Annotated in this window: 21 protein-coding genes; 7 read left to right on the plus strand and 14 right to left on the minus strand. The window is 33.3% G+C overall.

Going from position 1 to position 24,290, the window contains the following annotated elements; all coding sequences use genetic code 11:
- The 3 genes from EM932_RS10885 (at position 1) to EM932_RS10895 (ending at position 3,644) form a co-directional block, all read left to right on the plus strand.
- Positions 1-1,464, plus strand: coding sequence for a RagB/SusD family nutrient uptake outer membrane protein (locus EM932_RS10885; protein WP_135877217.1), 1,464 nt, complete (start codon positions 1-3; stop codon positions 1,462-1,464).
- 15 nt (positions 1,465-1,479) lie between these two features.
- Positions 1,480-2,184: a hypothetical protein gene (locus EM932_RS10890; RefSeq protein ID WP_135877218.1), complete on the plus strand. Its 705-nt coding sequence runs from the start codon at positions 1,480-1,482 to the stop codon at positions 2,182-2,184.
- A 182-nt stretch (positions 2,185-2,366) separates the two neighbouring features.
- A complete protein-coding gene (locus tag EM932_RS10895; protein WP_135877219.1) occupies positions 2,367-3,644 on the plus strand; it encodes a metal-dependent hydrolase family protein in 1,278 nt (425 codons plus the stop codon).
- Between the two features lie 19 nt (positions 3,645-3,663).
- Here EM932_RS10895 and lspA read toward each other — a convergent pair whose 3' ends face one another.
- The 6 genes from lspA to EM932_RS10925 all read right to left on the minus strand — a co-directional run bounded on the left by lspA (position 3,664) and on the right by EM932_RS10925 (position 10,035).
- Positions 3,664-4,179: a signal peptidase II gene (lspA, locus tag EM932_RS10900; protein ID WP_135877220.1), complete on the minus strand. Its 516-nt coding sequence runs from the start codon at positions 4,177-4,179 to the stop codon at positions 3,664-3,666.
- On the minus strand, positions 4,180-5,070 hold the full coding sequence (gene fabD, locus EM932_RS10905; protein WP_135877221.1) for an ACP S-malonyltransferase: 891 nt from the start codon (positions 5,068-5,070) through the stop codon (positions 4,180-4,182).
- 283 nt (positions 5,071-5,353) lie between these two features.
- On the minus strand, positions 5,354-6,910 hold the full coding sequence (locus EM932_RS10910) for an NAD(P)/FAD-dependent oxidoreductase (RefSeq protein ID WP_135877222.1): 1,557 nt from the start codon (positions 6,908-6,910) through the stop codon (positions 5,354-5,356).
- A gap of 365 nt (positions 6,911-7,275) precedes the next feature.
- Positions 7,276-8,724: an FG-GAP repeat domain-containing protein gene (locus tag EM932_RS10915; protein WP_135877223.1), complete on the minus strand. Its 1,449-nt coding sequence runs from the start codon at positions 8,722-8,724 to the stop codon at positions 7,276-7,278.
- A 122-nt stretch (positions 8,725-8,846) separates the two neighbouring features.
- Positions 8,847-9,368, minus strand: coding sequence for a DinB family protein (locus EM932_RS10920; RefSeq protein WP_135877224.1), 522 nt, complete (start codon positions 9,366-9,368; stop codon positions 8,847-8,849).
- A gap of 4 nt (positions 9,369-9,372) precedes the next feature.
- Positions 9,373-10,035: a pyridoxamine 5'-phosphate oxidase family protein gene (locus EM932_RS10925; RefSeq protein WP_135877225.1), complete on the minus strand. Its 663-nt coding sequence runs from the start codon at positions 10,033-10,035 to the stop codon at positions 9,373-9,375.
- Positions 10,036-10,188: 153 nt separating this feature from the next.
- On the opposite strand from EM932_RS10925, the gene pdxR reads away from it, so the two are divergent.
- Positions 10,189-11,685, plus strand: coding sequence for a MocR-like pyridoxine biosynthesis transcription factor PdxR (pdxR, locus tag EM932_RS10930; protein ID WP_135877226.1), 1,497 nt, complete (start codon positions 10,189-10,191; stop codon positions 11,683-11,685).
- 201 nt (positions 11,686-11,886) lie between these two features.
- Here the strand turns inward: pdxR and EM932_RS10935 are convergent, their stop codons facing one another.
- From EM932_RS10935 to EM932_RS10945, 3 genes are all read right to left on the minus strand, one after another.
- Positions 11,887-12,369 (minus strand): PIN domain-containing protein, encoded by a 483-nt coding sequence (locus EM932_RS10935; protein ID WP_135877227.1) that lies wholly within the window; start codon positions 12,367-12,369, stop codon positions 11,887-11,889.
- Positions 12,359-13,138, minus strand: a complete 780-nt coding sequence (locus EM932_RS10940; protein ID WP_135877228.1) for a hypothetical protein — start codon at positions 13,136-13,138, stop codon at positions 12,359-12,361. Before EM932_RS10940 ends, EM932_RS10935 begins: the two co-directional genes overlap by 11 nt.
- Before the next feature lie 139 nt (positions 13,139-13,277).
- Positions 13,278-14,195, minus strand: coding sequence for a dihydrofolate reductase (locus tag EM932_RS10945; RefSeq protein ID WP_135877229.1), 918 nt, complete (start codon positions 14,193-14,195; stop codon positions 13,278-13,280).
- A 281-nt stretch (positions 14,196-14,476) separates the two neighbouring features.
- Here EM932_RS10945 and EM932_RS10950 point away from each other — a divergent pair, with 281 nt between their 5' ends.
- Positions 14,477-14,773 (plus strand): isoamylase early set domain-containing protein, encoded by a 297-nt coding sequence (locus EM932_RS10950; protein WP_135877230.1) that lies wholly within the window; start codon positions 14,477-14,479, stop codon positions 14,771-14,773.
- Between the two features lie 110 nt (positions 14,774-14,883).
- On the opposite strand, the gene EM932_RS10955 is transcribed toward EM932_RS10950, so the two are convergent.
- The 5 genes from EM932_RS10955 to EM932_RS10975 form a co-directional block, all read right to left on the minus strand.
- Positions 14,884-15,738 (minus strand): thymidylate synthase, encoded by an 855-nt coding sequence (locus tag EM932_RS10955; RefSeq protein WP_135877231.1) that lies wholly within the window; start codon positions 15,736-15,738, stop codon positions 14,884-14,886.
- Between the two features lie 220 nt (positions 15,739-15,958).
- Positions 15,959-17,500 carry a NupC/NupG family nucleoside CNT transporter gene (locus tag EM932_RS10960; protein WP_135877232.1) on the minus strand — a complete coding sequence of 514 codons (1,542 nt, stop codon included), beginning with the start codon at positions 17,498-17,500 and terminating at the stop codon, positions 15,959-15,961.
- A gap of 16 nt (positions 17,501-17,516) precedes the next feature.
- Positions 17,517-18,131 carry a bifunctional nuclease family protein gene (locus tag EM932_RS10965; RefSeq protein ID WP_135877233.1) on the minus strand — a complete coding sequence of 205 codons (615 nt, stop codon included), beginning with the start codon at positions 18,129-18,131 and terminating at the stop codon, positions 17,517-17,519.
- Between the two features lie 120 nt (positions 18,132-18,251).
- Positions 18,252-19,211: an electron transfer flavoprotein subunit alpha/FixB family protein gene (locus EM932_RS10970; RefSeq protein ID WP_135877234.1), complete on the minus strand. Its 960-nt coding sequence runs from the start codon at positions 19,209-19,211 to the stop codon at positions 18,252-18,254.
- A 113-nt stretch (positions 19,212-19,324) separates the two neighbouring features.
- Positions 19,325-20,071 carry an electron transfer flavoprotein subunit beta/FixA family protein gene (locus EM932_RS10975; RefSeq protein WP_135877235.1) on the minus strand — a complete coding sequence of 249 codons (747 nt, stop codon included), beginning with the start codon at positions 20,069-20,071 and terminating at the stop codon, positions 19,325-19,327.
- A 644-nt stretch (positions 20,072-20,715) separates the two neighbouring features.
- Between EM932_RS10975 and EM932_RS10980 the strand changes: the two genes are divergently transcribed.
- Together EM932_RS10980 and EM932_RS10985 are read left to right on the plus strand one after the other, a co-directional pair.
- Positions 20,716-21,693: a pyruvate dehydrogenase complex E1 component subunit beta gene (locus tag EM932_RS10980; RefSeq protein ID WP_135877236.1), complete on the plus strand. Its 978-nt coding sequence runs from the start codon at positions 20,716-20,718 to the stop codon at positions 21,691-21,693.
- A 74-nt stretch (positions 21,694-21,767) separates the two neighbouring features.
- Positions 21,768-24,272: a DUF5686 and carboxypeptidase-like regulatory domain-containing protein gene (locus EM932_RS10985; protein WP_135877237.1), complete on the plus strand. Its 2,505-nt coding sequence runs from the start codon at positions 21,768-21,770 to the stop codon at positions 24,270-24,272.
- The last annotated feature ends 18 nt before the right edge of the window (positions 24,273-24,290 follow it).

Below are 24,290 nucleotides of genomic sequence, written 5' to 3' on the forward strand. Positions count from 1 at the left end.
ATGAAAATATATAATACATCAAAAAGTACAAAATTTCTACTGGTTTTAATGGTAGTCTTTTTGTCTAGTTGCTCAAAAGAGTTTATAGATGAGCCTCAGAACACGGCAGGCCTTCCAGAGTCAATAGTTTTTTCAGATAGAGAAATTGTACAGTCTTTTATAACAGGTATATATGCTAGGTATAAAGGGCAGTGGGATGATGATTTAACAGATGGTGAAAATACTTCTGATCCAGATACAGGGGGCTTATATGCTATGTATTTTGCGAGGACAGCTAAAGGAAATGACTTAATCCTTGCACCTACATTTTATAGGTTTGATTATGCCCATGATAATAGACTGCCTACTTTTAGGAGAACAAGTTTTACGTGGACTTTTAATTACGAAATAATTAATTATGCTAATGTATTAATCAATGGATTAGCAAATAGTAGTCTTGATGATGCGACGAAAAAAGAATTTACTGCTGTAGGTAAGGCCATAAGGGCATTTCATTATTTTCAAATTGCCTTAGAGTTCGCTCCTAATTATAATACAGATAGGACGAGCTCTAGAATTCCTATTTATACAGAACCAGCTACAGGATCTTCAGTTGGTAACCCTCCAAGCCCATTAACCGATGTTTATAATTTAATATTGTCTGATCTTAAATCTGCAATTCAGGATTTACCTGAGGAAAGGCTTGGTAAAAGTTATATTAATAAAGCTGTTGCTAATGGGATATTGGCTAGAGTTTTATTAGTGACTCAGGATGATTGGGAGTTAGCCTCTTCTGCTGCTAAAGCAGCTTATGGAGATAATGCGGCAATGGCAGTGGTATCTTCAAATTGGGGTAATGGGTTTAATGAATTATCGGATCAAGATTGGCTGTGGGGACATTTTCAAAATGGAACGAACGAAACCAGTGCTTTTTGGATGGCACCTCATGTATTTACAGATCATTTAACAACATCACTTAAAAACACCTATATAAATACAAATTTCAGAGATGAGTTTTCAGATACCGATGTTAGAAAGTTGTTTCAGGATATTTATAATTCAACAACACCTTACAGAGAATTTGTAACGACTAAGTTTACTTTTACGTTTGCATCAGATGTTCCTTTAATGCGAAAGTCTGAAATGGTATTAATTGATGCAGAAGCTCAATACAATTTAAATAACGAATCTGAAGCTAGGAATTTACTTTTTGCATTACAAAAAGACAGAGATCCAGGAGCGACGTTATCCACTAATTCTGGAAGCGATCTGATGGATGAGATTTTACTGGAAAGACGCAAAGAGCTATATGGCGAATTAGGTGTCGAATGGTTTGATGCTAAAAGATTGAGTATGCCTATTAATAGAGACACTGTACATAGGGTAATTGTGAATGTTCCTGCTGATAGTGAATTGTTTTATTTAACTATTCCACAGTCTGAAATAGATGCTAATCCTAATATGGACGAAAGTATAAATCAATAATTAATAAGCTTAGTTATGAGAAAAACAATCTTTTTATTTTTATCAATACCACTATTAGTTTTCTATAGCTGTGATAGTGACGACCATAATATTATTAATTATGTGTCTTTTGAATCGACGTCTTATGATTTTGGGGTAGATATACAGAGTAGTAATTCTAATGATATTAAAATTTATACAACACGCATTTCAAATGTAGAAAGAGTGTTTAACATCAATATTGACACAGACATGTCAACTGCCGATCCAGCATCTTATACAGTTCCTGGATCTGTTTCTGTGCCTGCCAACTCTAATGAAGGCGTTTTTACAGTAAATATATCAGATTTGAATATTGGAGCAGAAGGAGAAACACTAGTACTTTCTTTTACTAATGAAGAAGGTTTGTTTATTGGAGACCCCATAACGTTTAACATTAAACAGATTTGCCCATATCCTGAAACTCAGCTAGCTATTACATTTGATGATTTTCCTGAAGAACAATATTGGGAATTATATGATTCTAATGATGATTTGTTATTTGAAGGGGGGCCATACCCAGATGAGACAGAATTCAGTAGAGGGTTTTGTTTAGAAAATGGAACATATAAAATTGTAATGGGAGATACCTTTGGAGATGGTGGAGGTGGCTATACAATTACTTATAATGGAAATGTATTAGTTACAGGTGATGGCAATCATGGTTTTAGTGAAGAATTAACGTTTCAAATAAATAATTAGTAAAATATAATTCAACTAAATAAACTATTAACTATTTAATCAAAAAGGATTCTCCGAGGCCCTGCTTCGGGGTTTCTGTTGAAATTGTCATTCCCGTGAAAAGAGGAATCTAAATTATTCAATACGCTTTTTCTTCACAAGAGAATATGTATATTTAGAGTATAATTATTTAAACTCTAGATATGAAAAAATTAATATTGATACTTCTACTAGCATTTTCTTATGACGGGATTTCTCAAAATACGTATTTGCATTGTGGTAAATTGATTGACACAGAGAAGGGTAAAGTTTTAAAAGAAATGACAATTGTTATTTCTAATAATAAAATAATAGCCGTTGAAAAGGGGTACACTTCCATACAGAATCCTGAAGATGTTACTATTGATTTAAAAACAAAAACAGTTATGCCTGGGCTTATCGATATGCATGTGCACATTGAGCATGAAACCAACCCAAAACGTTATTTACAGAAGTATACATTAAATGATGCCGATGTTGCTTTTAATTCACTGCGATTTGCAAAAGCCACTTTAGATGCTGGATTTACTACGGTTAGAGATCTAGGAGGTTCAGGCGTTAATATTTCACTTAGAAAAGCGATTAATTTAGGAAAAGTTGATGGTCCTAGGATATTTACTGCAGGTAAATCTATAGCAACTACAGGAGGGCATGCAGACCCAACCAATGGCAATCGTAAGGAGTTAATGGGTGATCCAGGTCCGAAAGAAGGTGTTGTAAATAGTGTTGAAGATGCAAAAAAAGCAGTAAGACAACGTTATAAAAACGGAGCAGATTGTATTAAAATCACAGCCACTGGAGGCGTTTTAAGTGTAGCAAAAAGTGGTACTAACCCACAATTTACAGTTGAAGAAATTAAAGCTATTTGCAAAACAGCAAAAGATTATGGGATGCATGTTGCTGCGCATGCTCATGGAGATGAAGGCATGCAACGAGCCGTAATAGGAGGAGTTAAAACCATTGAGCATGGTACTTTAATGAGTGAAGAAACTATGGAATTAATGAAAAAACATGATGCTTACTATGTACCAACTATAACAGCAGGAAAAGAAGTGGAAGGAAAAGCCAAAATTAAAGGGTTTTACCCAGAGATCGTTGTGCCCAAAGCATTAGCTATTGGACCTCAGATTCAAAAAACATTTGCTAAAGCTTATAAAAAAGGTGTTGGAATAGCTTTTGGAACAGATGCAGGTGTTTTTAAACACGGAGACAATGGAAAAGAATTTGGCTTTATGGTTGAAGCAGGTATGCCCGCCATAGAAACTATACAGAGCGCCACAATTACCAATGCCAAGATTTTAGAAATGGAAAACCAAATTGGTCAAATAAAAACTGGATTTATTGCAGATATAGTAGCTACTAATGATGATCCGACTGAGAATATTTCAACTATGGAAGATGTTGTTTTTGTGATGAAAGAAGGGAAGGTTTATAAAGAATAATGAATGTTATTTTTTATTTTTATGTTTTTGAAGGTTTCTTCTTCTTAAAACTAGCAACAACTAAAATGATCATGCCCGTAGTTACTGATAAATCAGCCATATTAAAAATACCAGTTTTAAAAACCCCTCCTAAATCGATAAACAAGAAGTCAGTAACTTTTCCATATACAATACGGTCATAAACATTGGCTAAACCACCGCCAATGATACTTGCGAAAGCAAAAAGAGAAAGGGTGTCTAAGCTTTTGTCTTTGAAAATATGGCGCAACACAAAACCAAGTACTACTATAGGTAAAATAAGTAATAAGATAATTCTAAGCGTAGGATTTAAATCGCTACCCATGCCTAAAAAGGCACCGGTATTTTCTACATTCATCATAATGAAAGCATCACCTATTAAAGAAATACGCTCACCAGGATGAATGTCAGTTCGTAAATCAATATTGGCTCTAACAAGTACTTTCGAAATTTGATCGATGACAATAGTTAAAATGATAACTAATAAAATATAAACAGAGCGTTTTGATAATGTCATTTAGCTATTTTCAAAAGTTGCCGAAGCTGTCTCAGCTTCTTTATTGATTTTCTTTACCAAACCTTGTAAAACTTTACCAGGACCAACTTCGGTAAATAAAGTAGCACCATCTGTAATCATTTGTTGTATAGACTGTGTCCAACGTACAGGAGCTGTTAATTGAGAAATTAAATTCGTTTTTATAGCCGTTTCATCTGTAACAGCATGAGCCGTTACGTTTTGATAAATAGGACAGTTAGGTTTGCTGAATGTCGTATTTTCTATAGCAGCTGCCAACTCTTCTCGGGCAGGTTCCATTAACGGAGAATGGAAAGCGCCTCCAACAGGTAGTACTAAGGCACGACGCGCACCAGCATCTTTTAAAGATTGACATGCTTCATTAATAGCATTAATCTCTCCTGAGAGAACTAATTGTCCAGGGCAGTTATAATTTGCTGCAACGACAACGCCTTCAGTTACAGAGCATATTTTTTCAACAATATTATCTTCTAAGCCTAAAACAGCGGCCATGGTACTTGGTTGTAATTCACAAGCTTTTTGCATAGCTAATGCTCGTTGAGATACTAATTTTAAACCATCTTCAAAATTCAAAGCCCCATTGGCTACTAATGCAGAAAATTCTCCTAGAGAATGTCCAGCAACCATTTCTGGTTTAAAAGCATCACCTAAAGTTTTTGCTAAAATTACTGAGTGTAAAAATATAGCAGGTTGCGTTACTTTGGTTTCTTTAAGGTCTTCAGCAGATCCTTCAAACATAGTATCTGTAATTGTGAAACCAAGAATATCGTTTGCTTTTTCAAATAATTCTTGAGCTAAAGGAGATTTTTCATATAAGTCTAAACCCATTCCTGAAAATTGAGCGCCTTGACCTGGAAATATATATGCTTTCATGTGCTTGTTATTATTATTTTTTAAAGTACATACAGCATTCATTTAATCATTTTCTGAAGTACAGAAAATTTACTTAAGAATGCTTCATGTTGATTGGTTTTTTAGTGCTGCAAAAGTATAAATAAAATCTTTAAAAAAGAGATAAGATCGTTCTAAAGACCTAGAACTGCTAGAAAATAGAATCAAGACTTAATTTTGGCTTGATTAGAGAATATTGAATCTTAATTAATAAGGCGTCTATATTCTCGTTTCTGAAAGCGAGCGAAGCGATCTTTTTCTAATATTATAAACCAATAACAGCAGCTTCAGCACAACGCTCCCCGTCCATAGCAGCAGATACAATGCCACCTGCATAGCCACCACCTTCACCGCATGGGAAAAGATTAGAAACTTCAGGGTGTTCTAATTGTTCGTTTCTTGGAATGCAAACTGGCGATGAGGTTCTAGATTCTACCCCAACAATGTTAGCTTCAGAGGTATAATAGCCTTTCATTTTTTGTCCGAAGGCTTGAAACCCTTTTCTAAGTCTACTACCTATTAATTTAGGTAATAACGAATGTAAAGACGCAGATTTTAATCCTGGCTGATAGGAGGTCGGGTTTAAATCTTCCGATAGTTTACCTTCAACAAAATCAGTAAGTCTTTGCGCTGGCGCCACCTGGCTTCTTCCTCCAGCTGTATAAGCTAACTTTTCAAGGTTTTTCTGATACTCTAAGCCTTTTAAAACGCCAAATTTTTCATATTTATTTAAATCAGCCTCCGCATTAATTTCAACAACGATACCCGAATTCGCATACAGATTATTACGTTTAGAAGGGGACATACCGTTAACTACAACTTCACCATTAGCCGTTGCTGCCGGTACTATAAAACCACCAGGGCACATACAAAATGAATAGACCCCTCTGTTGTTTATCTGGTTTACTAAACTATATGAAGCTGCTGGGAGTAATTCGTTGCGTTCCCCACTACAATGGTACTGTATGGAATCTATAATATGCTGTGGGTGTTCTACCCGAACCCCCATGGCGAATGATTTTGCTTCTAAGGCTATTTTCTTTTTATGTAATAAATAAAAGATATCTCGAGCAGAATGTCCCGTAGCTAAAATAACCCTGTTTACAGCTATTTCTCCACCATTTTGAAGTTGAAGTGCTTGAATTTTGTTGGTCTTTATGATAAAATCTGTCACTCTGGTTTCAAAGTGTATTTCACCACCATAATTTAAAATAGTTTCTCTTATGTTTTGAACCACTTTTGGTAATTTATTAGTTCCAATATGTGGATGGGCATCCACTAGAATTTGATCGGTAGCACCGTGAAATACTAAGTTTTCAAAAATTCGACGTACATCGCCTCGTTTTAAACTTCGAGTATATAATTTTCCATCGCTATAAGTTCCAGCACCACCTTCACCAAAGCAATAGTTGGAATCTTCATTTACAAAGTGGTCTTGATTTATGGCCTTTAAATCACGACGGCGGTCTTGAACGTTTTTACCACGTTCTAATACAATGGGTTTATAACCTAATTCAATACAGCGTAAAGCAGCATACATACCTGCAGGACCAAACCCGATAATATGAACAGGTTTTGCTTTTGAAACGTCTTTGTAATCAAATTGATAATCAGACGTTTTTGGCAATGCCTCTCTTATATAAACAGCAACTTTATAGTTGAAGATGATTTTTGGTTTTCGGGCATCAATAGACTTTCGAAGTACTTTAATACCAGTAATATCTTCTTTATCTATATCTAGCGCATATGCTGATTTTATTATTAAAATATCACTGCGCTCTTCGTCTTTAAGTGAAATACGAAACTGAATCTCTTTTATCATAGGGCAAAATTAATGAAATTCAAATGAAGCTTTTAGTTTAGAAGGCTAATTGTGTTTATTTTCCACCATTAGCTATAGCGGTGAATTTTACTATGTTTATATATAACACGCCATTTGTCCAGTTTAATGAATAATGGGGTTAGTTATGGCCGTTATATAAATCTTGAAAATGGTCTATTTGCCAATCGGCTACTTTTTCCATGATTTTTCACCCTTTCAGGATTAATTTTTTGAGGTTGAGCTGTGTTTGCTATTGAAAAAAAACAAGTATAATAAAAAGTTTTGCTGTTTTCATTTTATATCTTTTTTTTAAGATAAGTAATTAATTTAATGGTATATAATACAGAATATTCCATTTAATATTCTTATTTATCTGGAAGAGGCATCTCTTCGCTGTCAGCAGGTCTTGCTTTTGTAAATGACTCTATAGCTTTATCAGATCTTATTTGTTCTAGCCAAAAAACACCATCATATGGATAGCTATTACCACGTGTTGAAACAAAATCAATATCACCATCATTGTCCATGTCCTTGGCAATGAATTTATCAAACATTCCTCTTTTTCTTCTTGAAATATCATGTCGTATCCATGATTTTGTAAAGTCTTTAGGGTTTTCAAACCATGCAATACGCCCTAGAGGTTGATTAATTTTAACATTGCCATCTGTATCTCTTGTTCCTCTACTATAGCCTCCTGTTAAAAAGTCTTTATAGCCATCATTATTTATATCTGCTCCAATAAAACCAACAATTTGATCTGGGTTTGTAGTACCGATATGATGTGAAGTCCAGCTATTTTCCCAATCAGAGGGTTGTTCCAGCCAGATTAAATGGGTATCATTTTCGGTTAAAATAATATCTAATAATCCATCTTTGTTTAAATCCATGAAGTCCATGTTAAATCCGGAAATGGTATGAGGTTTTTTATTTGAAATTTTTATATCATGGGATAAAAAAATGATAGAATCGTTACTTATGTTTTCCATTAAAATAATTCGATTTTCGCCTCTAGATCCTGCAATAATATCTATGTCACCGTCATTATCAATGTCTATAGTTTGAGAATTTATTGGAACTTGAACATTGATTAGTTTATGTTCTTGCCAAGAAGCGTCAACTAATGGATTTCCCGAAATTTTAAAATAAGAAATAGGTTTTGGGTCGGTTCCTTTAGACTTACCTCTTTGGTTTCCTTTATTGGCCGTAATGACTTCAATGCTTTTATCTTTATTTAAATCTGCTGTAAAAACACGTATAAAGGAGCCTCTATTTTGAGTGATTTTCGGAATAATTCTATTCCAATAAGCAGATCTAATATTTACTTTAGGATTTTCAAAGTATATCAAGTGTGCCAATTCGCAAGCTGCAACTATATCTAAATATCCATCTCCGTTAATATCACCAACAGCAACATCTTCTGCGGCGCCAGCTTCATTGCCTTCAGCAAGTGTAACTAAATCCCATTTATCTGGATTGACAGAGCCAAAAGCGATTCTGATATGACCTTTTGGAATGTCATCATATTTGGTGTCAGACTCATGTACAGATATAATATCTTCAAATCCGTCCAAATCTAAATCTGCCATAATTAGTCCATCGCTCCCACTTATAACACCTCCACTTAATGCGGTGTCATCAATAATGTGTTCTTTCCAGGATATGTATTTATCATCTGATGCTCTTGCAAAAGATTTTATGTTGCCTAATGGTAACTTGTGAGATTGTCTGTTAGGGATATCTTTACATGAGATAAGTAAGGTAAAACAAATAAAATATGTCAATTTTACTTCTTGTGATGATAATTTGAAATACATATAGATACTTTAAAGAAAACTAAGATACTAAAAACTTAACGCCATTTTCTTTCACAAGTTAAAAACGAAAACCTGTAATTATACTTGTTATTTTTAGTATGAAAGGAGGGTAAATGTTTCCCCTAAACTGAGGGAGTATAATATCTTTCTTTTAATATATTTATATGATGTTGTGCATGGCCTATAATAACAAAACCTATGGCAAGTGTGTTCATTTTTGTTTCAAAACATATACCTGTTTTGTGTAACATATTTTCAGAAAAACTTTCAAATAATATAGTACTTGATTGTCTTACTAATCTAAACTCTTTTAGTAAGTTTTCAATGCTTCTATGGTTTGCATTTGAATTATCAGCATACGCATTTTCATCAAAACCCAAAAGAGCCTTTGGTTCTAATCTGGAGATACACAATGCTCTGTAAGTAAATATTCTTTCAGTGTCTATAATATGCTGAAGCATTTCTTTAGGCGTCCATTTATTTGGTTCGTATCTATAGTCTTGATATTGAATCAATTTTTCAGAAACGTTTTCAAAAATAGTCTCATTAGTCTTTAAACCATCTATTAAATTAATATTATCATCAATTAAAGCGATGTATCTATCAAAGAAATTTGGAATGAATTTTAAGTCGGATTTTTTCATTGTTTTAGGCTTTATTCTTTTTGTAATATAACACCACATGCTTAGGAGTTCTTATTTGTTTTGGTAATAAGGGATCTTTAACAGGAAGTTTTGCTACTTGTCTTATTGGTATAACACCAGCCCAGATAGGAAGATCTAAATCACTTTTTTCATCTAATACCCCCACATCTCTAATTTTAGCAGATGCTGTTTGTATTTCCATTTCAAGGACAAGCGTACCATTAAATTCTTTAAGATTCATAGGTCTTAGTGTGTCCCAACGCCCTGGAATCATATGATCTACAACACATTTTAAAGCAGCTTCTTTTTCGGCTCGGTTTTCAACTTTGGTAATACTTGTAAATAGTGTAGCCGATCTGTAATTTACAGAATGATGAAATCCAGAACGCGCTAATATAAGTGCATCTAAATGCATAATGGTCATACTAGCTTCTTTAGCCTCTAAGAGCGCTAGTAACATTCTGTTTTTTAGAGAACCATGTAGGTATATTTTGTTGTCTATTCTACCATAAGCCATGGGTAGGCAAATAGCTTTTCCATTGTAGTTGTAGCCTACATAACCTACAAATCCTGCGTCCAGAATATTGTTTATTTGTTCGACATCATAAACGGCTCTTTTGGCCCCTCGTTTTACCTGGTTTAGTTCTGATGTTGTGTAAGTTGACATAACTGTTCGATTTTGATTGCTGTTTGTTGTTTATACCAATTAAACTTCAAAATAATCATCAATCATTTTAAAATTCATTTGATATTAAAACAAATTTAGTAAGTTTATGGATTGTCATATTCATCCAGAAATCATTTTTTAAATAGTCCAGTTATGATTCCTTATAAAACCATTATTAAAATTGACAGAGCTGGTAAACAGTCTGTTTATATTCAACTTACGAATCAGTTTATCGATTTAATCAAGGAGCGAATCCTTCCACCGCGGACAAAATTACCGGGAAGTAGAACATTGGCAGATTTAATTGGGTTACACAGAAAAACAGTGATAGCTTGTTATGAAGAGCTTACATTGCAAGGGTGGATAGAGAGTATTCCGAAAAAAGGAACATTTGTTCATAAAGATATTCCAATATTACAGCAACAAAAATGGACCAAAAAAGCAGCTAATAAAAAGGATGATAAGGCAGGATTTACCTTTAAGCAAAACCCCATTCTAGATCGAAAATTTCCGCAAGATTATGCAGAAGATTATATGTATGTTAATGATGGTGTTTCGGACGAAAGATTAACACCAATTAAAGAATTATCGATTATTTATAGAAAAATTGCGAATAAGAAACGCACCATTAAATATATGAATTATGGAACGACTTATGGTAATCCAGAATTAAGAGAAACCTTGGTCTGCTATTTAAATGAAACCAGAGGATTAAATATTACCAAAGATAATATTCTTATAACCAGAGGAAGCCAGATGGGGATGTTCTTAGCGTCTCAGTTATTGGTTGAAAATCAGGATTATATTATAGTAGGAGAAACTAATTACAGCTCATCGGATACGACATTTGAATATGCAAATGCTAAATTACTAAGAGTTAAAGTGGATGAAAACGGACTGAACACTCACGACATAGAAAAGTTATGTAAAAAATATAACATTAAAGCTGTTTATACCACGCCACACCATCACCACCCAACAACTGTTACGCTTTGTGCAAAACGAAGAATGCATCTTTTAAACTTGGCGAAAACCTATTGTTTTGCCATTCTGGAAGACGATTATGATTATGATTTTCATTATAATCATGCGCCTATTTTACCTTTAGCAAGTCATGATACCTGTGGGAATGTTATTTATGTAGGTTCTATTTGTAAAACGGTAGCACCTGTTTTTAGAGTGGGGTATTTAATTGCTCCCAAAACATTTGTGGATGAATGTGCCAGGTTACGACGTTTTGTGGATAGACAGGGCGATGCTATTTTAGAATTAACCTTTTCTAATTTTATTAAAGAGGGGAGCTTAGACAGGCATATTAAAAAGGTCATTAAAATATATAAAGCCCGTCGTGATTTATTTTGTAAACTTCTTAAGGAAGAATTGAGTGATTATTTGTCTTTTGAAATTCCCAAAGGAGGTATGGCACTATGGGTAACCTTAAATAAAAAGTATTCATGGGATACTGTTACAGAAATTGCAAAACAGCATAAATTAATCATTTCGGAGTGGCAACGTTATGATGTAGCAAATACTAAGCATAATGCTATAAGGATAGGCTTTTCATGTTATAATGACATTGAAGCTAGAGAATTTGTTAAGCGGTTTAAGAAAACGATGCAGGGTATTGATATAAAAGAATCTTTTAGCTAGTATAATATGTTTGTTGCCTGTGTTTTGAGAATTTAGGGTTAAGAGTTTGAGGTGTAGTTTAACGTGATTATTTATGGTTAGTTGAATTGGGACTAAAGATAGCAAAAAGAAACAGCGTGAAGGAAATTCCACAGAATTTCCCGAGAAGACATTATCCACCATCCAGCAATTAATTAGGATGCGTTGTTGTAAAACGTATTTTTATAAATCTAAAATCCCGAATGTTTCTGTATATGGAACATCAATACTAATTATATCGAATTTTGGGTTAGTTCCTTTCTTTAATAAAGCCAAAGTGTTTTTTGAACGAACGTCAGAAGTTACAAAATAACTAATAGTTTTATCTAAATCAGATTGAGCAAAAAGTTTTGAATCATTGGGAATTATTGCTCGAGGTGATAATTTTTCCACATTAATTTTGTTTTCCGTAAAAATAATTTTAGCAAATTCACCTGTTTTTTCGGCATCTTTTAAGTTAAACGGAACAATTTGAACATTTTTTAGAGGTAAATCTTCAAGTTCTCCGAGAACACAATATTCCGCAATACTGATTGTAGAAACTTTTAGTGCTATTTCATTTTCCAAGAAATATTTAAAATAACCAATAGCGTTTGAATGAAGTGGATCTTCGTCATTAAGAAGTCGAATAAAAAAACTTGTATCTAATAAAACACTATGCTTCATATCCACCTCTTAAATTTAACAACCATTCATCAGGATTAATGTTATTCCAGCTTTTTTTTGCTTTTTTAATTAGTGAATTCAGATAGTCGCTATCGAATTTTGGGTGATAATCAATTAGTTCTAATAAAGAAAGTGATTTTGTGTCAATTTCACCAGTTTCAATATTTTGTTTTCCACTTGCTCTAACACCAAATTTTTTATAAAGTAAATTCTCTTCTCTCTCCTTTAAAAATTCCTCTCCAGTTTCAATTGATAAGTATCCATAATCTTGAGTATCTAAATGGATATTAGCTTTATTTTTCCCTCCAGCATCTTTTAGGATCCCATAAAAGTAGAATTCCGCTTCAACCCAAATATTTTCTGTTCTAAAATATTTAGTTGAAGGATTTATCGTTAATTCATAGTCGTCTTTGAGAGAAGTTTTTATTTGAAATTCGTAATTTTTCTGACGCGATAAATTTTGAATATTTTCAATTGCTCTCGCTGTTTTTAATTCCAGAAAATCTATAGATTCATTGACTTGAACTTGACCTAATACAGCACTAAAACCTATTACTGTTTGAATAGTTGTTTTAAACAAATGTTTGACAGAACCTTCTTGAATATCATAAGTAATGATTGGTCTATCTTTCTTATTATTAGGATAAAGTAAGTCCTCAACATTTTGCAAAATCGTTGCAATATGCTTAATATCGTAGTTGTTAGGATTTAAACTTTGATTACCTGATTTCCCAACAACTCGGATTTCTATGTCTCCAATTTTTTCCACAATTCAAAGATACAATTATTTTAATATGGTTTATTGGATTGTTTTTTCCAATATGTTTTACAACGACTTAATACGAACCCATTTTAATGTTTCATGTTAAACGAATTTAGTTGAAAATTTTACAAAATCAAGTCTTGATCTATTTCCTCTCATAAGTTAAAAACGAAAACTCATGCTCATGATTTTCATCTTTTGTGTGGAATATATTGGCTGTTTCTTTCCAAACAGATGTATCTATTTCTGGAAAGAAAGCATCAGCCTCAAAATCTTCATGTACACGTGTTAATTCTATTCTATCTGCTAAAAGCAGGGCTTGTTTGTATATTTCACCACCACCAATGATGTAAGGTTGCGGATCATTTTTAGCAGCATTAATGGCATCTTCTAAACTGTTTACGACAATAACCCCTTCCGGTGCTTGATAATCACTTTGTCTTGTAATAACGATATGTGTTCTGTTCGGTAAAGGCTTTGGAAAACTTTCAAATGTTTTTCTACCCATGATGATATGATGACCATTAGTAAGGCTTTTAAAGCGTTTTAAATCATCACTTAAATGCCAGATCAATTTATTGCCTTTACCAATAGCATCATTCTCTGCAGCAGCAACTATAATAGTAAGCTCTGATGTTTTTTCTTTTTTGTTTATAGATTCGTTATAATGTTCGCTTTCAGCAATAATAGGCGCTTCTTTTTTAAGTTCATTTTTCAACTGCTCTATTCTTAGTTTTTGTTGAATCATTAATTTGTCTAATTGTTTTTGCTCCCAAGCTTTTCCCATGAATTTATGTGTTATAAACACATTAAATACATGGTAAAGGAAAAAGAAGAGCCAAACAAAAATGGCAGATAAAAACCATTCTTTATCAAAAGGTCTGAAATCTTTGCCTATATCCAGAATGGTATTGGCTATAATTATAAATATAGATCCAATTAAAAAAAGTACGAAGTGAAAGTACAAACGTTTCTTCTGTTTAATACGTTTTTGAGCATTTTGAATCAATTCTAATTGCTCTTTATCTATTTGAGGCGGCTGTTCTTTCTTTTTTCCAAACATAAGTATCTAATAATAGATGTAAAGTTATAATATTTTGTTGAATTTTTTATGTTTTAGAATGAAATCGTTTTTGTTTTAAAACCACTGATAATCAAGTGTAAAACAAAAAGTTGAGTTTGGCAATCTCATAAATATGGCATAGATATTTTACGTAGTTTAAATAAATGTAAAGCAATACTTAACAAATTGATAATTCTTTTTGGTTTACCAGATTATATATAAACAGATGCAAAATTGTTTTATAAATTTGCCGTATAAACAACACACAAATAAACAAAACAATGGCAATTACAAAACAATATTTAAAAAGCAAACCAGTTTGTAAAGTTACTTTTTCTGTGCCTGCTAAAGAAGCAAATGAAGTAACCGTAGTTGGAACTTTTAACGAATGGAATACAAAATCAACAACGCTTAAAAAACTTAAAAACGGTACGTTTAAAGGAACTGTAGATTTAGAAAAAGATAACTCTTATGAGTTTAGATATATTGTTGATGGTACTTACATTAATGATGAGCAAGCAGACGCTTTTGCCTGGAGTGATTATGCATCAGCTGAAAATGGTGTATTAAACGTTTAGTTAAATCCAACCTTAGTATTTTAAAATAAAATATAAAGGTGTCACATCAAGCGAAGTCGAGATATCTTAAAGGTTCTCGACTGCGCTCGAACAAATATTATACTTACTTTTTATATGGCTACCACACCTTTTATATGCGGATGCGGGTCGTAATCTACCAAAGTAAAATCGTCGAAAGTAAAGTCGAAAATGTCTTTTACCTCAGGGTTTAGTATCATTTTTGGTAATGGTCTAAGCGCTCTAGATAATTGTAGTTTCAACTGTTCATAATGATTACTGTAAATATGGGCATCACCAAACGTGTGGATAAATTCACCAGCTTCATAACCGCAAACTTGTGCCACCATCATAGTAAATAAGGCATAGGATGCAATATTGAAAGGGACTCCTAGAAAGATATCTGCACTTCGTTGATATAGTTGTAAAGATAATCGAGGTCTAGCATTCACGTCCCCTTTGGGGGTTGGGGGGCTTACGTAAAATTGAAAAAATGCGTGGCATGGAGGGAGTGCTGCTTTGCCATTAGCAACGTTTTCATCAAATGATTTTGAAGTATCTGGCAATACGGATGGATTCCATGCAGAAACTAACATCCTACGACTATTAGGGTTGTTCTTTAAAGCGTGAATAACTTCTTTGATCTGATCAATCTCATCACTGTTCCAGTTACGCCATTGATGGCCGTAAACAGGCCCTAGGTCACCGTTTTCATCTGCCCACTCATTCCAAATACGGACACCATTTTCTGTGAGGTATTTAATATTGGTATCCCCCTTTAAAAACCAAAGCAATTCATGAATTATCGACTTTAAGTGTAGTTTTTTAGTAGTAACCATCGGAAACCCTTCACTTAAATCAAATCGCATTTGATGTCCGAAAACACTTTTAGTACCAGTGCCGGTACGATCTCCTTTCTCATTTCCGTTTTCTAAAACGTGCTTAACTAAGTCGTGATATTGCTTCATAATTTTATTCCTGCGAAGTCAGGAATCTTTTTAAATTAAAAAAATAGATTGAGAATGCAGTGAGAATCTTTTCAAAGATACTTCGAATGCGCTCAGTATGACAAAAATGTTATGCGATAAAATTAAAAAAAGCATCAGATTTTAAAGCCTGATATTTTGATATATTATTATAAAGTTATTAACTATAAAAAATGAGATTCCTGCTTTCTCAGGAATTAGATTAACCGATAATCATTCCTGCAATAGTAGCAGAAATTAATGAAGCAATAGTACCACCTATAAGTGCTTTCATACCAAATTGGGATAGTAATTTTCGCTGCCCTGGAGCTAAAGAACCAATACCTCCAATTTGAATACCAATAGAAGCGAAATTCGCAAAACCACACAGCATATAAGTTGCCATGATTATAGATTTTTCATAATTAAGATGAATCGCATTAGAGGTGTTTTTTAAATCGGCTAATTGAATGTAGCCTATAAATTCACTGGCAGCTAGTTTAATACCTAGTAATTGTCCCATTAAAGCCATGTCTTCTCTAGCAACACCAATAAGCCACATAAGTGGAGCAAATACATAACCTAAAATTAATTCAAGTGATAAGCTTTTATATGGTGTATTATTAACAACCCATGTATTTAAAGAAGATATATCTCCAACCCAACCTAATATACCATTAAACATGGCGATAAAAGCAACAAAAACTAGAAGCATAGCTCCCACATTAACAGCGAGTTTTAAACCTTCGGTAGTTCCATTGGCAATAGCATCTAAAAAGTTAGCGCCAATTTTTTCCTGAGAGACTTTAACGTCTGTGTTTACATTTTCCGTTTGAGGGTATAATATTTTTGAAATAACAATGGCGCCTGGTGCTGCCATAACGGATGCTGCTAAAAGATGTTTAGCATAAAATAATCTGAGTTCAGGGTCATTACCTCCCAAAAAACCAATATAAGCTGCGAGGACAGCACCTGCAACAGTTGCCATACCACCAATCATCACTAAAAGCATTTCAGACTTATTCATTTTTTCTAAATAAGCTTTTATTAAAAGAGGTGCTTCGGTTTGACCTAAAAAGATATTACCAGCAACACTTAAACTTTCTGCTCCGGAAATTTTTAAGGCTTTTGATAGTAACCAGGCCATGGCTTTTACTACTTTCTGAATAATACCCAAATAAAACAAAACAGATGTTAAGGCGGAAAAGAATATAATGGTTGGTAATACCTGAAAGGCAAATATAAACCCAAATGTATCCATGTCTACAACTAAGCCTTCAAATAAAAATTTACTGCCTGCTCTTGTAAACTCCAAAACCTCAACAAAAAGCCCACCAATAAATTCAAAAATACCTTTAATGAATTCAACTTTTAAAACCCCAATAGCAATTAATAACTGAAATGCCAGACCAATACCGACAATTTTCCAATTAATGGCTTTTCTATTGCTACTAAAAAGAAATGCTAGAAATATTAAAAAAACCATGCCTAAAGCACCTCGCCATAAGCTATTAATTGAAAAGCCCTGACTGGGAATTATAGTACTTACAGAAGTGTTAGTATCACTTGTTGTTGGTACAGTTTCAGTTTTAGAACCTATATTATTTATATTTAAAGTATCTGAAGAATTATTTATAGATACTTGTTGAATTGTAGTGTTGCTTTGAACAGAATCCAACTGTTTTGTTTCATTTACCTCTTGTGCTATAACTGATGACGTCAATAAGAAAAAAACGGCAGTAATGAACAAAAAAAGCTGTTTCATATGTAAGGAATAAATATTATTCTCGTTTCGAGATTTCATCACGAATATGAGCTGCCCTTTCATAATCTTCATTAGAAACAGATTCATCTAATAAAGCATGCAATTCTGCAAGTGTTTTGCCTTTAAGGTTTTCGCGAGGTGCATCTGGCTCTAACTCGGTAGAAATTATATCGTCTACCAGAATACTGTCCTGATTTTCACTTTCTTCTTTAGGATTCACTTTTAAGTATATCCCAGCTTTATCAAGAATATTTTTATAAGTAAAAATAGGCGCGTCAAAACGGAGCGCTAAAGCAATGGCGTCACTGGTTCTAGCGTCTATAATTTCCTCAATTTTATCGCGTTCGCAAATTAAACTAGAGTAGAAAACACCATCTACTAGTTTATGGATAATGACTTGTTTTACAACAATATCAAAACGATCGGCAAAATTTTTAAACAAATCGTGTGTTAATGGTCTGGGAGGCCTAATTTCTTTTTCCAAAGCAATGGCAATAGACTGTGCTTCAAAAGCACCAATGACGATTGGAAGTTTACGGTCACCATCTAATTCATTTAGAATTAAGGCATAAGCACCGTTTTGGGTTTGGCTATAGGATATTCCTTTTATATTTAATCTTACTAAACTCATAATTTATAAAAACGCAAAGAACTGTTTAAATTAGGACTTTACCAACTGACTAAGGCAGATTTAAGTATTTAGTGCTAATTTAAGCAGCTCTATACTACTATACAATTTATAAAAAATTATTTATTGTTGCGCTTTAAAAGCTTTTAATTTTTCTATAAGCTGGGGAACAACTTCAAACGCATCTCCAACAACACCATAATCTGCAGCTTTAAAGAAAGGTGCCTCAGCATCTGTGTTGATTACCACTTTTACTTTTGATGCATTAATTCCAGCTAAATGTTGAATGGCTCCAGAAATTCCAATAGCAATATATAAATTTGATGCTACAGGTTTACCCGTTTGACCAACATGTTCGCTATGTGGTCTCCACCCTAAATCTGAAACAGGTTTAGAACATGCAGTTGCTGCTCCTAAAACATCTGCTAATTCTTCTATCATACCCCAGTTCTCAGGACCTTTCAATCCACGACCTGCAGACACAACAATTTCTGCATCTGCAATAGTTACTTTATCTGTTGCTTTATCTACAGATTCTACTTTAACTCCTGAATCTGAAATTGAAGACGAGAAATCTTCCGCGGAAGCGTTACCGCTATTTTCTACCAATCCAAATGAATTATTAGAAACCCCTATGATTTTTACATCGGTGTTAATTTGAGACATTTCGAAAGCTTTATTGGTGAAAGCGGTACGTTTTACTGTAAAAGGAGATGTACTGGTTGGTGCTTCAATAACATTAGAAGCATACCCTGCATTTAAACCAACTGCTAAAAGAGGTGCTAAATATTTACTATCTGCACTAGAGCTTACAACAACAACTTGCGACCCTTCCTTTTCTGCAGCCTGTTTAATAGTTTCTGCATAGCCATTGGCATTAAAAGATCCTAATTGTGCATTAGATACCTTTAAAACTTTATCGACACCATAATTTCCTAATACTGTGACATCATCTATATTTATGGTAATGGCGGTAACGGTTGTTCCTAATTGATTGGCTACTGCTTTGGCATAAGAGGCAACTTCTAAAGCGGCTTTTTTAAATACTCCTTGCTCTGATTCTGTATATACTAAAACTGACATAATATTTTGTTTTACTCTCCCCAATCCCTCTCCAAAGGAAAGGGGCTTAAGGACTTTTTATTAATATTGTTTTCCCGTCTCTAATCCCCTCCTCTGGAGGGGCGAGGGGAGGATTAAATAACTTTGGCTTCGTTGTGAAGTAAGTTTACTAATTCATCCAGATTATCTGCTGATACTAGTTTTACAGCACCTTTAGGGGCCGGTTTTTCAAACTTAACAGATGTTGTTTCAGCGTTAGCGTCGATAGGTTCAACAACTGTTAAAGGTTTTTTACGTGCCATCATTATACCTCTCATATTTGGTATTCTAAGATCACTTTCTTCAACCAATCCTTTTTGACCTCCAATAACTAAAGGAAGGGAAGTGGAAACCGTTTCTTTTCCACCATCTATTTCCCTTATAACAGTCGCAGAAGTACCATCAACCTCTAAGCCAATACAATTATTTACAAAGTTTGCATCTGTTAATCCTGCTATCATACCAGGAACCATACCGCCATTATAATCAATAGATTCACGACCTGCTATAACTAAATCGTAAGCACCGTCCTTAACAACATTGGCTAATTGTTTTGCTACCGAAAAGCCATCAGATGCTAAGGTATTTACTCTAATAGCCGCATCGGCACCAATGGCCAAAGCTTTGCGAAGTGTAGGTTCAGTATCTGCGCCACCAACATTTACAACGGTAACGTTAGCACCTTGTTTTTCTTTAAACCACATAGCACGAGTTAAACCAAATTCATCATTTGGATTTATAACAAATTGCACACCATTGGTATCAAATTTTGTGTCACCTTCACTAAAATTAATTTTAGAAGTCGTATCAGGAACATGACTAATGCACACTAATATTTTCATATTATAACAATTTAATCGTTTAGTTTTATTTAAGTTAGATAGTCCTTGTTTTGTAATTAGTATTTGAAAAACAATCCTTTAAAAATTACAATTATTGACTTAATTTTAAGGATACGAAGGTAATTATTTTATTCCGATTATTTACTATGCGCGCATAGTAAATAATCGCTAAAATTATCAAAAAAGCATAAATATTAGCATTTCTTTATGAATTTTAAGCCTTTTACTTTCTAATGGGTAATAAATTTTTTGCAGAACAAAGATTATTTACTTATTCTTTGATAGGTATTTATTGTTCAAGATTAAAATTATACGAAGAATTTCTTATTTGAGCCTTGATAACATTTCAAAATAAAACTGTTAATTTTTACAGTTTGGAATTATAAAATAAGACCAGTTTTTTAATTGATAACAGTTTTATGGTTCTTAGCGAAAAATTATACCATATATAAATAGTACATTATAGTATTATGAGGAAAGAAATAAAAAGAATGGGAACTAACTTAAAGTAATAAATCCTCATTATTCATATATAATTTCTATAAAATTAATAATTTTTTTTTGTAGATAATTTTACTGTTAGTTTTTATATCAGATTATAATCAATAATTCCTATTTTTGCAACTCGAATTAAAATTAAGTTAATGAAGACTATTCAATTTAGAGAGGCTATTTGCGAAGCCATGAGCGAAGAAATGCGCAGAGATGAAAGCATTTATTTAATGGGTGAAGAAGTAGCGGAATATAATGGTGCTTATAAAGCGTCGAAAGGTATGTTGGATGAATTTGGAGCCAAGCGTGTTATTGATACACCTATTGCAGAACTTGGTTTTGCCGGGATTGCTATTGGTTCTACTATGACAGGTAACAGGCCTATTGTTGAGTATATGACGTTTAACTTCTCTTTAGTTGGAATTGATCAAATTATAAACAATGCAGCAAAAATTAGACAGATGTCTGGCGGCCAATTTAAATGTCCAATAGTGTTTCGTGGTCCTACTGCTTCTGCAGGTCAATTAGGAGCAACACACTCGCAAGCATTTGAAAATTGGTTTGCTAACACACCAGGTTTAAAAGTAGTAGTGCCATCAAATCCTTATGATGCCAAAGGGTTGTTAAAAGCTGCGATTCGTGATGATGATCCGGTTATTTTTATGGAAAGCGAACAAATGTATGGTGATAAAGGTGAAGTACCAGAAGGCGAATACATATTACCTTTAGGTGTTGCAGAAATTAAGCGAGAAGGAACCGATGTAACGATTGTATCTTTTGGTAAGATTATTAAAGAAGCTTATAAAGCAGCCGATGAATTAGCTAAAGAAAATATTTCTTGTGAAATTATAGATTTGCGTACTGTTCGTCCTATGGATAGAAAAGCAATCGTAGAATCGGTTAAGAAAACCAACAGATTGGTCGTTTTAGAAGAAGCATGGCCTTTTGGAAATGTAGCTACCGAAATTACATATTTAGTACAAAGTGAAGCGTTTGATTATTTAGATGCGCCTATTGTAAAAATTAATACAGCAGACACACCTGCACCATATTCACCAGTTTTATTAGCAGAATGGCTACCAAATAGCGATGATGTTATTAAAGCAGTAAAAAAGGTATTATACAAATAAATTAATATTTTTTACGTTATAGAAACTTCATTAGCACGATTGTTGATGAAGTTTTTTTGCTTTTGTTTCGTATTATGAGAATAAGACTACTTATTGCATTTTTTTTCTTTGGAATTATTTCCACTATAGCCCAAACCAAAGTAAGTGGCTATGTGTTTGATGAGTTTAATGAACCTGTATCGTTTGCAAATGTTATTTTTAAAGGATCTACCATAGGAACCATAACAGATGAGAACGGGAGGTTCTATTTAGAATCTGATGAAACCTGGAAAGCGCTCACCGTGTCTTTTATTGGGTATGAAACATTAAATGTGCCTTTAGAAAAAAAAGTAAATTATAATTTAAAGTTTACGCTTAAAGAAGAACTGGGAGAATTAGATCAAGTTGTTATAACTACTGGAAAGCAATCTAAAAAGAATAATCCTGCCATAGATTTACTAAGAAAAATCTGGGAACATAAACGTAAAAATGGTTTAAACCTATATAAGCAGTACGAGTATGATAAATACGAAAAAGTAGAATTCGATATTAATACCATAGATAGTGCACTTATAAAGAGTAAGCTTTTTAGGGGTATGGAGTTTGTTTTTAACGAAGTAGATACGTCGCGAGTTACTGGTAAAACATATTTACCAATGTTTATAAACGAAGCCGTTTCAAGAGTTTATGGAGATAACATTATTAATAAGGAAAAAGAAGTTTTAAAAGGAAATAAAAACTCTGGATTTAGCGACAATCAGATGGTGATTGATTTTGTTAATGATTTGTATTCCGATTATAATGTATACGATAATTATTTGAAGTTTTTTGATAAGAGTTTTGTTAGCCCTTTGTCTAAAACAGGAATTAGTACTTATAATTATGTGTTGTCCGACAGTACATTTATAGATAATAAATGGTGTTACAATATTATTTATTATCCAAGACGAAAAAACGAGCTCACTTTTAAAGGTGATTTTTGGGTCGCAGATACTACATATGCTATTAAAGAAATTAATTTACAAGCCTCAAAAAGTGCCAATATTAACTGGGTAAAAGAGATTTATATAGAGCAAGAGTTTGAAGTGTTAAACGATTCGTTATTTCTTGTAAAACGTGATTATATGATGTCTGATTTTGCTTTTAATAAAAAAGAAAAATCACGTGGTGTTTATGGTAAGCGTACAACCTTATATGATAATTATACGTTTGATAAAGATTTGGATGATAAATTCTATGACCAAGAAGTTTATAATTATGATAAAGATGTTTATCATAGAGGGGATGCGTTTTGGAAAGAGAATCGAATGGAGGCTTTAAACAAAGATGAACAAGGTGTTTACAAAATGCTTGACACATTAAAAACAGTCAAGAAATTCAAGCAACTATATAATTTAGGGAGTATTTTAGCATCAGGTTATATAGAGTTTAATACCTTACCATTAGATTACGGACCTATTTTTTCAACCTTTGGGTTTAATGAAGTGGAAGGATTACGTTTGCGAGCAGGTGGACGTACTTATTTTGGGAGAAATGATCTTTGGAGATTAGAAGGATTCGTTGCTTATGGTTTTGAGGATAATAAATTTAAATACGGTATTTCCGGAAAGTGGCTGTTAGATAAAAAGAGTAGACTTATTATTTCTGGAGGAAACCGTCGTGATGTTGAACAAATAGGGGCGAGTTTAACAACTTCTACAGATGTTTTAGGAAGAAGTTTAGCATCCTCGTCTGTTGTTGGAACAGGTGCCAATGATAAATTAACTTCTATAAATTTAACCAGTTTAGCTATTGAGGCTGAACCATGGCGTAATGTTATTTTTAGGTTGGGGGGAAACTACAGGACTTTAGAATCTGCTTCACCTACTTTTAGTTTGGATTATAATACACCAACAGGTATAGAATCAGAAATCAAGCAGTTTGAAACCTCATTATCTATGTCCTTCTTTCCAAAACGAAAAATGACAGGTTTTGGTGTTGAACGTCGTGTTGCTAATGATGATTTTGCACGCATATTTGCGCAAGTAACGCGAGGTGATAAGCGTGTATTCGATAGTGATTTCGATTATACAAAAGTACAGTTCTCTTATATACAGCCATGGCAAATAGGTGGTTTTGGTCGGTTAACCACAACGGTTGAAGTTGGGAAAACCTTTGGAGAAGTACCTCTAGGATTGTTAAGTGTTATACCTGGAAATCAATCTTATTTCTCTATCTATAATACTTTTTCTCAGTTGGACTTCTACGAATTTGTGTCTGATACCTATGCATCTTTACATTTAGAACATAATTTTAACGGACGTATATTTTCAAGAATTCCACTTTTAAGGAAACTTAATCTCCGTGAAATTATTAGTGTTCGTAGTGTGTGGGGAGAGATCTCTGATGAAAATATTTTGTTAAATACAACAGGCAATCCCAATGAGGTTCCTTTAGCCGCTCCGTCTGATAAAATGTATTACGAATACAGTTTGGGTGTCGGTAATATTTTTAAAGTATTCAGAATAGATTTTAATTTCAGAGGGAATTATTTAGATGAAGTTGACTACCCGGATGCTAGAAAATTTGGTGTTACAGGTACTTTTGGATTTCACTTTTAAGATATATTTATATTTATT

It is taken from the genome of Flavivirga rizhaonensis (assembly GCF_004791695.1).
Classification (GTDB): Bacteria; Bacteroidota; Bacteroidia; order Flavobacteriales; family Flavobacteriaceae; genus Flavivirga; species Flavivirga rizhaonensis.